Annotated in this window: 9 protein-coding genes; 1 reads left to right on the forward strand and 8 read right to left on the reverse strand. The window is 62.8% G+C overall.

Annotated elements, in window-relative coordinates:
- Nucleotides 1-397: 397 nt before the first annotated feature.
- Entirely contained in the window at nt 398-1,324 is a 927-nt protein-coding gene (locus YU9_RS0137225) for a cytochrome c (protein ID WP_036019151.1), read from the reverse strand.
- A gap of 155 nt (nt 1,325-1,479) precedes the next feature.
- Here YU9_RS0137225 and YU9_RS0137230 point away from each other — a divergent pair, with 155 nt between their 5' ends.
- Nucleotides 1,480-1,896, forward strand: coding sequence for a CHRD domain-containing protein (locus tag YU9_RS0137230; RefSeq protein ID WP_027577264.1), 417 nt, complete (start codon nt 1,480-1,482; stop codon nt 1,894-1,896).
- Nucleotides 1,897-1,970: 74 nt separating this feature from the next.
- Here the strand turns inward: YU9_RS0137230 and YU9_RS0137235 are convergent, their stop codons facing one another.
- The 7 genes from YU9_RS0137235 to murJ form a co-directional block, all read right to left on the reverse strand.
- Entirely contained in the window at nt 1,971-3,254 is a 1,284-nt protein-coding gene (locus YU9_RS0137235) for a cystathionine gamma-synthase family protein (protein ID WP_027577265.1), read from the reverse strand.
- 290 nt (nt 3,255-3,544) lie between these two features.
- Nucleotides 3,545-3,994 carry a cytochrome c gene (locus tag YU9_RS0137240; RefSeq protein ID WP_027577266.1) on the reverse strand — a complete coding sequence of 150 codons (450 nt, stop codon included), beginning with the start codon at nt 3,992-3,994 and terminating at the stop codon, nt 3,545-3,547.
- Nucleotides 3,995-4,089: 95 nt separating this feature from the next.
- Nucleotides 4,090-6,399, reverse strand: a complete 2,310-nt coding sequence (locus tag YU9_RS0137245; protein ID WP_027577267.1) for a xanthine dehydrogenase family protein molybdopterin-binding subunit — start codon at nt 6,397-6,399, stop codon at nt 4,090-4,092.
- A gap of 160 nt (nt 6,400-6,559) precedes the next feature.
- Nucleotides 6,560-7,084: a GNAT family N-acetyltransferase gene (locus YU9_RS43825; RefSeq protein WP_027577268.1), complete on the reverse strand. Its 525-nt coding sequence runs from the start codon at nt 7,082-7,084 to the stop codon at nt 6,560-6,562.
- Nucleotides 7,085-7,130: 46 nt separating this feature from the next.
- Entirely contained in the window at nt 7,131-7,406 is a 276-nt protein-coding gene (locus tag YU9_RS0137255; RefSeq protein ID WP_027577269.1) for a DUF1127 domain-containing protein, read from the reverse strand.
- An 856-nt stretch (nt 7,407-8,262) separates the two neighbouring features.
- Nucleotides 8,263-8,718: a DoxX family protein gene (locus YU9_RS0137270; protein ID WP_051380657.1), complete on the reverse strand. Its 456-nt coding sequence runs from the start codon at nt 8,716-8,718 to the stop codon at nt 8,263-8,265.
- Between the two features lie 286 nt (nt 8,719-9,004).
- The gene (gene murJ / locus YU9_RS0137280; protein WP_027577271.1) at nt 9,005-10,531 is read right to left on the reverse strand and encodes a murein biosynthesis integral membrane protein MurJ; all 1,527 of its coding nucleotides are present in this window, start codon (nt 10,529-10,531) and stop codon (nt 9,005-9,007) included.
- Nucleotides 10,532-10,960 lie beyond the last annotated feature (429 nt).

Raw genomic sequence — 10,960 nt, forward strand, 5'->3', positions numbered from 1 at the left:
ATCTGCCTCGCCATGAATCTCAAACGATGGGCGGTGCTGTCTCCTGCGGGAGCTGCGGCATGACCGCCGCCGCCCGACGCCAGCGGTCGGCCGCGAAAACGCACCCATTCCACGCCGCGCGCCGTCCGACGCCGCGCAAAAAAAGCCCGACATCGGGAACCACTCGCTCACATCCCATTAAGCAAAGCTCTCGCTTGCGGGAGAGGTCGGCATAGGCGGCCTCTGGCCGCCGTTCTGTAAGACGCCGATGCTTTGCATCGGCTATGGCGCCGGGTGAGGGCTTTCTCCTCTTGGGGATTGTCCCATTGCGGAAGCACCCTCTCCAACCCTCTCCCGCAAGAGAGGGAGCGCACCTCCGTCGTTGCAGCAATCGAGCCTCATTTCATCACGCCTTAGACTAGCTTCCCTGCTTGCGTTTCGGTGGCGTCGGCCCGTCCACCGGCGGCAGCGATTTGAGGTACTCCGCCATCGCCGCGAGATCCTCGTCCGACAAATGCGAGGTGTTCTTGATCACGCGCGTCATCGCACCGCCGACGCTGTCGCCATCGGGCAATTCACCCGTCTTGAGGAAATAGGCGAGATCCTTCGCGCTCCACTCGCCAAGGCGCTTCTGTGTGATGTTCGGGACCCAGCCCTCGCCTTCCGGATTGGGACCGCCGGCAAATCGCTGGCCGGCGATGATGCCGCCCAGCGCATTGCGCGGGCTGTGGCATTCGGCGCAATGGCCAAAGCTGTTGACCAGATAGGCGCCGCGATTGAATTGCGGCGACTTGCTGCCGTCGGCGACGAAAGGCTTCTCGTCCAGAAACAAGGATTTCCAGATCCCGACATTGCGCCGGATATTGAAGGGAAAGCCGACGTCGTGGTCACGCACCTTGCCCGCAACGGCCGGCAGCGTTTTCAGATACGCAAAAAGATCGAGCACGTCCTCGCGCCTGGCGTGCTGATAGGACGTATAGGGAAACGCCGGAAAGTAATGCTGCCCGGACGGCGAGACCCCGTGTATCACCGCATTGACGAAATCGGCGTCCGTCCATTTGCCGATGCCGTCGCTCGGATCCGGCGAGATGTTCGGCGCGTAGAACGTTCCGAACGGCGACTTGATCGCGACGCCGCCTCCGAGCCTGAGACGATCGGGCTGGCTGGGAACGGCATGACAGGACGCGCAGCCGCCGGCGTTGAACATCACCTCGCCATTGGCGAAATCGGGCACATGGGCCGGTGCATTGCCCACCGCCGCCACCCCCGGTGCGCTGAGCCACCAATAGATGCCGCAAGCAGCGACCGCGGCGAGCAGCGTCAGCAGAATTGTTCGTTGCAACATGCGCACCCATTCACCCGTTGCGGCGAACTTATGACCGATGTCGTCGCAGCTCCAGCCACGAAGAATTTAGCCCGCCCTGGCCGGAGACGGGAATAAACTGAAATGCCGGCTGTTGGAAGTTAGCCAGCCCGAACGGGTTCAACAGGGAGAATGTCATGAACAAGTCCGTCATCGCCGTGTTAGCGCTCGGTGCCGTCGCTTTTGCAGGGCCGGCCTGCGCCGAAAAGCTGAAAGCAACGCTCGACGGCAAGGCCGAGGTGCCCGCAACGACCAGCAGCGCCACCGGAACGGCCGATCTGAACTACGACGCCGCCAGCAAGAAACTGTCCTGGACCGTCACCTATTCCGGCCTCTCCGGCCCCGCCACCGCCGCGCATTTCCATGGGCCTGCGGAGGCTGGCAAGAACGCCGGCGTTGCAGTCGCGATCCCGAATGCGGCCTCGAGCCCGGTCAAGGGCGAAGCGACGCTCACGGACGCGCAGGCCGCCGATCTGCTCGGCGGCAAGTACTACATCAACATCCACACCGCGGCGAACCCGGGCGGCGAGATCCGCGGTCAGGTGACGAAGTAAGCCTCAAGGCTGCTTCGTCATGGAAAGGCCGGGTGCGAAGGAGGGTGCATCCGGCCTTTCGATTCCGAGGCCGCTCAAGCCGCGTTCAGCGCCTGTGTGAGATCGGCGATCAGGTCCGACGGGTTCTCGATGCCGATCGACAGCCGGATCGTGGAATCGAGGACGCCGATCTTGCGGCGGATGTCGGGGGGAACGCCGGAATGGGTCATGGTTGCAGGCAGGCTCGCAAGCGATTCCGTTCCGCCGAGGCTCACCGCCAGCTTGAGGATCTGCAGCGCGTTGAGGAATTTGACTGCCGCCTCCTTGCCGCCGGCGATGTCGAAGGAGAAGGTGGAGCCCGCCCCCAGGCATTGCCTCGCAAACGCGCGCCCGGCCGGCGACGCCTCTTCGTGATGACCGAGATAGTGGACCTTGGCGACCTTCGGATGATCGCGCAGGAAGTCCGCCACGAGGCGCGCATTGTCGTTGGCCTTCTCCATCCGCAGGTTCAGCGTCTCGAGCGAGCGGTTGATCATCCAGCAGGAATGCGGATCGAGCTGGGTGCCGATCGCGCCCCGCAGCGCCTTGATGCCCTTCATGATCGCCTTCGAGCCGAGCGCGGCCCCCGCAATCAGGTCGGAATGACCGCCGACATATTTGGTCAGCGAATACAGCGACAGGTCCGCACCGTGCTCGATCGGCCGCTGAAACACCGGTCCGAGCAGCGTATTATCGCAGGCGATGATCGGAGTGTGTCCCTGCGCCTTTCCGATCGCGTCGGCCACGCGGCGGATCATCGCGATGTCGACGAGGCCGTTGGTCGGATTGGCGGGCGTCTCGATCAGGATCATCGAAACCCGTCCCTTGCCCATGGCCTCCTCCGACGCCTGCTTGACGGCCGTCTCGTCGATACCGTCGGCAAAGCCGACGGCGCCGATCGACAGACGCGCGAGCGTGTTCGTCAGCAGGGTTTCCGTCCCGCCATAGAGCGGCTGGGAGTGCAGAATGACATCATCGGGGCGAACGAAGGCCAGGATCGTGGTTGCGATGGCCGCCATGCCGGATGAGAACAGCCCACAACTCTCGGTGCGCTCGTAGATCGCGAGCCTGTCCTCGACGATTTCGCTGTTGGGATGATTGAAGCGCGAATAGACGAGGCCTGCGCCCATGCCTTCCGGCGGCTCGCGCCGGCCGGCGACGTAGTCGAAGAAGTCCTGCCCGTCCTCGGCCGTCCTGAACACGAAGGTGGAGGTCAGGAACACCGGCGGCTTGATGGCGCCCTCCGACAATTGCGGATCATAGCCATAGGTCAGCATCAGCGTTTCCGGATGCAGCATATGGTTGCCGATATGGGTCTTCGACGGGAACGGTTTTACCATGGCCTGTCTCGCTGTTGCTTCAGGTGCTCGCCGCGGTTGGAACTCCTGACGTCGAGAGGCGTCGGGTGTGAGATGCACTCTGACAGCTCAAATCAACGCCGCGGCGGCTGGAGCAAAGATAATCGCTCTGGCCGCGATCCGTCAGGCCTTGCGGATAGAATTTCCGGCGCTGCCGACCGACTCACGCCATGCCGCGCAACAGAAAAAGCGGCTGCTCTCGCAACCGCCTTCTATAGCTGGCATCAGCCAGTAGCCTCTCCATCCGGGCTACGGACGGAAACTGTACCCTGTTATTTCAACTTCACCCGATACGTCTCGTGGCAATCGTTGCAGCGATCGTTGATCGCGGTATAGGCCGCTTTCAAGCTCGCAACATTAGTAATCTTGCCCTTGACGTCGGCGATCGCCTTCTGCACCGGAGGGATCTTGGAGTCGAAATCGGCCTTGTTCTGCCAGACCTTCTGCGAGGCGCCGTAGGTCGCGTTCACCACGTCCTGCTTGGGATTGACTTCGAAGGTCTTGGCGATCTTGGCGACATCGGCTTCCATGCCGGCGATGGCCTGATCAACCGCTTTCTGGTCATAGGGGATGTCACCCTTCGTCATCTTCTGGATGATACCGTACTGGCTCTTGGCGATTGAGCGCATCAGATTGTCCTGCTGAACGGCGATCTCTTGCTGCGCCATCACGGCACCTGCACCCAGCAAGAGGGTACCTGCGACAATCATCATTCGTTTCATTGGCTAACGTCTCCGGCTCGCAGAGGTGAGGATGGGCCCATTCATGGATAGAACCCCGCGGCGGATGTTTATTCCCGCCGCGGATAAATCGCCGCCTACAGGGTGTGGCGGCGGTGATGCTCGTCGATCGCGATCCACACCCGCTCCGGCGTTGCCGGCATGTCGATGTGGTCGATCTTGTATTCGCGCCAGAGCGCGTCGACGATGGCATTGACGACGGCCGGACAGGAGCCGATCGCGCCGGCCTCGCCGGCCCCTTTCACGCCCATCGGATTGGTCTTGCAGGGGACGTTGTGGGTCTCGAACACGAAAGCCGGCCCGTCCGCCGCGCGCGGCAGCGCGTAGTCCATGTAGGTGGCAGTGATGAGCTGGCCGTCGCTGGCGCCATACACTACCTGCTCCATCAAGGCCTGGCCGATGCCCTGCATGGCGCCGCCATGCACCTGGCCCGCCAGCAGCAGCGGATTGAGCGTCTTGCCGAAATCGTCGACGATCACGTAGTTGACGATTCTGATGAAGCCGGTGGCCGGATCGATCTCGACCTCCGCCAGATGTGTGCCGTTTGGATAAGTGCCGTCGGCGCTGGCAAACGTCGCGCTGCCGTTCAGCTTCGACGGATCCGCGCCTGGTCGCTTGGCGAGATCGGCGAAGGAGATCGAGCGGTCGGTGCCGGCGATCCGGATCACGCCGTCGGTGATCTCGAGATCGCCCGCGCTCGCTTCCAACGCCTGCGCGGCGAACTCCTTCAGCTTCTTGCCCAGATCGCCCGCAGCACGCTCCACGCAGACGCCACCGGTGGGAATCGAGGCCGAGCCGCCGGTGCCGAGGCCCGTTGCGATCTCGTCAGTGTCACCTTGGTGGATATGCACGCGCTCAGGTGGCAAACCGAACTGCTCGGCGACGATCTGCGCATAGGCGGTCTGGTGGCCCTGTCCGCTCGATTGCGTGCCGATCAGCACGGTGACATCGCCATTGGGATCGAGGCGGACATTGGCCGTCTCCTCACCCATCACGCCGCAAATCTCGACATAGCTCGCAAGGCCAATGCCGCGGATCAGCCCCTGCTTCTTGGCCGCCTTGGCACGCTTGGGAAACTCCTTCCATTCCGCGATCTCCATCGCGCGCTTCAGATGCGCGGCGAAGTCGCCGGAATCATAGATCTTGCCCGTGGCCGTCTTGTAGGGCAGCACCTTGGACGGGATGAAATTCTTGCGGCGGATGGCGTCCGGCGTCATGTCGAGCTTTCGCGCGCAGGCATCGACGAGGCGCTCGATGACATAGGCCGCCTCCGGCCGTCCGGCGCCGCGATAGGCGTCGACCGGCACGCTGTGGGTGAAGATCGTGCGCACCCGGCAGTGGAAAGCCTGAATGTCATAAAGTCCCGGCAGCATGCCGGCGCCGCCATGCGGGATGTAGGGCCCGAAGGTCGACAGATACGCGCCCATGTCGCCCATCAGGTCGCAATCCATCGCAAGGAACTTGCCGTCCTCAGCCAGCGCCATCTTGGCGGTGGTGACGTTGTCGCGGCCCTGCGCATCGCCCATGAAATGCTCGGAGCGGTCGGCCGCCCATTTCACCGCCTTCTTCAGTTTTCGCGCGGCAACTGCCATCAGGGCGTATTCGCGGTACGGAAACAGCTTTGTGCCGAAGCCGCCGCCGACGTCAGGGCAGATCACCCGCATCTTGTCGGTGGGGATGTTGAGCACGTTCTGGCACAGGATGTCGCGCAGGCGGTGGCTGCCCTGGCTGCCGACCGTCAGCGTCAGATGGTCACGCTTGGCATCGTATTCGCACACCGCCGCGCGCGTCTCCATGAAGCTCGCGACCACGCGCGGATTGACGATGGAGATCTCGGCCACCGCATGCGCCTTGGCGAACGCAGCTTCCGTCGCGGCCTTGTCCCCGATCGACACGTCGAACAGCACGTTGCCCGGCTTGTCCGGCCAGACCTGCGGCGCGCCCTTCTTCACGGCATTGACGACGCCGGTCACCGCCGGCAGCGGCGACCATTTGACCTCGATGGCCTCGATCGCGTCGCGGGCCTGGTCGATGGTCTCGGCGACGACGAAGGCGACGGCATCGCCGACATGGCGCACCTCGTCCTTGGCCAGGATCGGGTAAGGCGGGCCCGTGAACGGATCGGTCTCGAGATTGAACAGGCACGGCAGATTGCCGAGATCCTTGACGTCATCGGCGGTCAGGACCAGCGCGACGCCAGGGAGGGTGCGGGCCCGGCTCACGTCGATAGTGTATTTGGCATGCGCATGCGGCGAGCGTAGCACCAGGCAGCGAAGCGCGGCCTGCGGCGCATAATCGTCGGTATAGCGGCCCTTGCCGCGGATGAGAGCGTCATCCTCCTTGCGCAGCACGCTTTGGCCAACGCCGAACTTGATGGGAGCCGCCATTGTCTTTTCCCGTTCTCATGGTTGTTTTGGCGGCATATTGCCGTGGAAAAACTGGCAAGGCAAACGGGTTTAGGCCGGCCGTTTCCTATCGAGGCCGATGATTCGAAGCCACCCTCGACAGTTCTGGCGCGACCAGGCCGGACAGCCGTGCCGAACGGCGTTAGTGGCTGAATTTCCTGACCATAAAGTACTTGTCGTACGTGGCCTCCCCTATGCGGACCGCAGCAGGATCGGTACCGTAGATTTCAAAGCCATTACGCTTGTAGGTCCTGATCGCAGCCGTTGCTTCGACCAGGACGGCAAGGTGGACCTGTTCGACGCAAGCCTCGGCATGGGCAAGAAGCTCCTTGATGAGCCGATCTCCGACCCCTTTACCTCGGCCATCCTCCCTCACGTAAACCGTGAAGATGTGGCCCCTGTGCAGCGATCGCTTATCCGGCGACACGTAGAAGCCTGCGACTCCGATCAGATTGCCGCGCCCAAAGGCGCCAAGGACCGTTCCACTCAGCCAATGGCGATAAGCCGCCATCATGGCGTCGCCGCCCTCGTCCTCTTCAGGAGAACTAAAGGTTTGAGGGTGCGTCCGAAGCGCCTCCGCGCGAATCTCGCGAAAAAGATCGAGATCATCGACAGTCAATCGTCGGATTTCCACGTCCGCCTGTGGGCGGACAGCATGCGATGCCATGATCGCCTCCTCTCCTTGTCGCAGTGAAGGTCGTAAGGGATTGGTGTCACATCCCACCACGGCCCCACAGAGTCCTCGTGCTGTCTCTCAACCTGTCGATAGCGCGTTCAGGCGCGATGCAGTCGATCTCGCCGCGCGTCAGGCCGATATCCGCCAGCTCCCTGTCACTGAGGTCCTGCAAGCTGACCCGTGCGCGCGGTCGCCACGCCTGAAACGCAAGCCAGAAACGCCTGAGCAGGCTCAAGACGATGGAGAAGTCGAAGCGAAACCCTGCGGCGTCGCGCTCCGTCGCGGACGTGATGTTGGGCTGTTGTGGTGGCATCGGATGCTCCTGCTGTTGAGCCGGCAGGGAGCGGTGGCCAAAGAAAAGGCCCCGTCCGATGCCGGCGGGGCCTGGTGGAAAAGATGTCGTCGTCGAAATCCTAGCGCACGACTCCTTCCACGGCCCAGCCGAAGCGGGTCATGTGCATGAAGTTGACGGTGCGCACTGATTTGATCATGAGACGCTGGTAGCACGGCAATCGCGCAAAATCAAGAGATGTACCGATCTTGGTTGCATCCTAGAGGCGAGCCATTCGCCCCGGCGCATTCGTTTCTGGAAATTCGCCTGGCCACACCGCGAAGAAGCGCCAGCAGCAGATTGGTTTTGCTTCCCCGGCCCACACCCAGATGCAGAGCTTCGGCGAATGTCATGGTGAGCCAACGCTCTTCCGAGTATTTCGGCGTCTTGCCACTTATTGGAGGACTTGCCACGCGGCTTTCGTTCGGCAAGACTGCTCGCATTTCAAGTACTTGTTTGAAAGGGTGTTCTCATGCCCGAAACATTGGAAATCCTACTGTGGTGTGCCGCGCTGGCGACGTGGCTGATGCTTTTCTTCGGGGCCACAGCCGAGCGTTTGAAACCTCTCGCAAAATTTCTCGGCCATCTGCTCGAGGTTGCGTTCAGGCTTAGGGCAAAGTGACGCAATAACGGCTTTCAAGGGCGCGGCTTGGCAGCTGCCAAACTGGCAGAGCCGCGCGTCGCGCTGATGGCGTAAGGGCAAACGAACCAGAGCGCGCACATCGTGCGGCCGCTCTCTCAGCTTTGCGAGAGAGCAACGATGCTTGCACCATGCCTCCTGGTAAGTTCAGGTAAGTTGTTGGCTATCACGCCGAGAGAGGCGGAAACGAACACGGCACTAGCCTGCCAGCCTCCGATCGATGGAGAACCGCCCCCCTCCGGTGACCAAGATCAACAGAGCGCCTCCCAAGATTGAGATGTTTTTCAAGAAATTATTGTACTGCCCAATCTGTTGCGGACCGGCGGGATACTCCCAGTAGCGATGAGCGATTGCAGTAGCCGCGAATACAAATAGCAAAACCAAAATTGCGCAGTAGCGCGTACCAATGCCGAGTATCAAGCCAGCCGATATCAGTATTTCCAGCATGACGGTAATCATCGTGAACAGCTGGGGCGCTGGAAGGTTCAGCGACCGAAAATAGCTCACTGAACCATTGAAGTTAGTAAGCGCTCCGTACGCGCTTCCAACAAAGACCCATGCAAGCAGGATGCGGCCGATCAGGATCAGCAGGTCGGCATTGCTGGTGACAAACTTGTCAATTTGAGATGTGGGCCAGGGAGAGCGGAATGCCATGGTCACTGCCTCATCGCTTTGTTGCCTGAGGACGGCACCTGAACATCCTAGATCGTATCACGATCGGCGAACCACATGAAAGGCCCTGGCCGGGGCATGATGCGCTGTAAAACGCCTGGTGCCTCGGAGGCCTGACAAGCGCTCCGCCCGTTCACGGCCTTGGTCACCTTCCGGGCGCTTCTCGCCGAAGATCGCTCATGCGCGTCGGCTACGGGCTGGATCAGGCGCATCCGGCCGCGGTGGGCAAGGACCCGATCGGGCACGACGCGGTGATGGCCGGTAACGCCTAACCGCGCACCAGCGACACCAGCCAGCTGCGGCCGAACAGCGCGAGGATCGCGAGCGCGTAGACGATGGTGCCGCCGACGGCGAGCAGGACCAGCGTCACTTCGTCCCGGAAATGCATCGCGCCCAGCAAAGAGCCGCTGAAGCGCGCAATCAGCCAGAACGAGGCGGCCAGCATGATACCGGTCAGCAGGAATTTGGCGAGCGACATCAGCCAGGCGCGGTCCGGCACGAGAAAGCCGCGCCGCACCGCGAAGAACAGCACCAGCAAGAGATTGGTCCAGACGCCGATGGCGGTTGCGAGCGCGAGGCCGATCTGCGCGAGCGATCCCATCAGGGCGACCTTCAGCGCGACGTTGACCGCGATGCCGGTCAGCGAGGCCCGCACCGGCGTCGCGGTGTCCTTGCGTGCATAGAAGGTCGCGACCGCGCTGCGGATCAGCACGAAGGGGATCAGCCCGATCGCATAGGCCGCGAGCGTCGCGCCGGCGGCGGCGGCGTCGGCCTTCGAGAACGCGCCGCGGGCGAACAGCGCGCGCATGATCGCATCGGGCACGGTAATGAATGCTGCGACGAACGGCACCGAGAACAGCAGCGTGAAATCGAAGGCGCGGCGCTGCGCCTTCATCGCGCCGTCATGGTCGTTGGCGGTGATGCGCCGCGACATCTCCGGCAGCAGCACCGTGCCGATGGCGATGCCGATCACGCCGATCGGAAGCTGGTTGAGGCGGTCGGCGTAGTAGAGCGCAGACAGGGCGCCTGCCGGCAGGAAGGTCGCGATGATGGTATCGGCGAACAGTGCCACCTGCGTGCCCATCGAGCCCAGTGTCGCTGGTCCCAACGCCTTGAAAAATCCGCGGACGTCCTCGTCGAGCTTGAGCGGTGCAAAGCGCGGCAGGCCGCCATGGCGGGCGAGATCGCCGGCGAGCAGGAAATATTGCAGGAAGCCGGAGATCAGCACGCCCCAGGCAGCGGCGTGGCCGGCGGTCGGAAACCAGACGGCAACCGCCAGCGTCATCATCATCGCGACGTTGAGAAAGATCGAGGCGGCCGCAGCGCTGGCAAAGCGCTGCATCACGTTGAGCATGCCGCCGTAGAGCGTTACCAGCGTGATCAGGAGCAGATAGGGAAAGGTGATCCGGGTCAGCTCGATCGCGAGCCTGCGCTGCTCGGCGTCCTCGGAAAAGCCCGGCGCCAAAATGCTCATGGCCTGCGGCATGAACAGCCAGGCGGCGACCAGCAGCACCACTTGCGAGGCCAAGAGCAGCGTGAAGATGCGGTCGGCGAACAGGTGCGCTGCCGCCTGCCCCTTCTCGCCATGGACATGCGCATAGGCCGGCACCCAGGCGGCGTTGAAGGCGCCCTCGGCGAAGATCGCGCGGAAATGGTTGGGCAGCCGCAGCGCCACGAAAAAGGCGTCGGCCACCGGGCCGGCGCCGAGGATCGCCGCGAGCATGATGTCGCGGGCAAATCCCGTCAGCCGCGAGAGCAGCGTGTAACCACCGACCGTGAAGATGCGTCCGAGCATGCGTCTGTTTTAGAGCATGGCGCGATTAGGTCTAGGTGCAGCCGCAGCGTCAGTGCGCTCCTCCCCCGCTTGCCGGGAAGGGTTGGGGAGAGGGTGTCTCCGCAATGGGACAGTCTCCCAGAGGAGAGAGCCCTCACCCGCGCCTTCGGCGCGACCTCTCCCGCAAGCGAGAGCTTTGCTTAATGGGATGTGAGCGAGTGGTTCCCGATGTCGGGCTTTTTTTGCGCGGCGTCGGACGGCGCGCGGCGTGGAATGGGTGCGTTTTCCGCGGCCGACCGCTGGCGTCGGGCGGCGGCGGTCATGCCGCAGCTCCCGCAGGAGACAGCACCGCCCATCGTTTGAGATTCATGGCGAGGCAGATCAGGCGCAGATGCGTCTGGTTGCGCGCCAAGCCCAGATAGCGGGCGCGCGCCCAGCGGTAGCTGCCCT

It is taken from the genome of Bradyrhizobium sp. WSM1743, assembly GCF_000473065.1.
Lineage (GTDB): Bacteria > Pseudomonadota > Alphaproteobacteria > Rhizobiales > Xanthobacteraceae > Bradyrhizobium.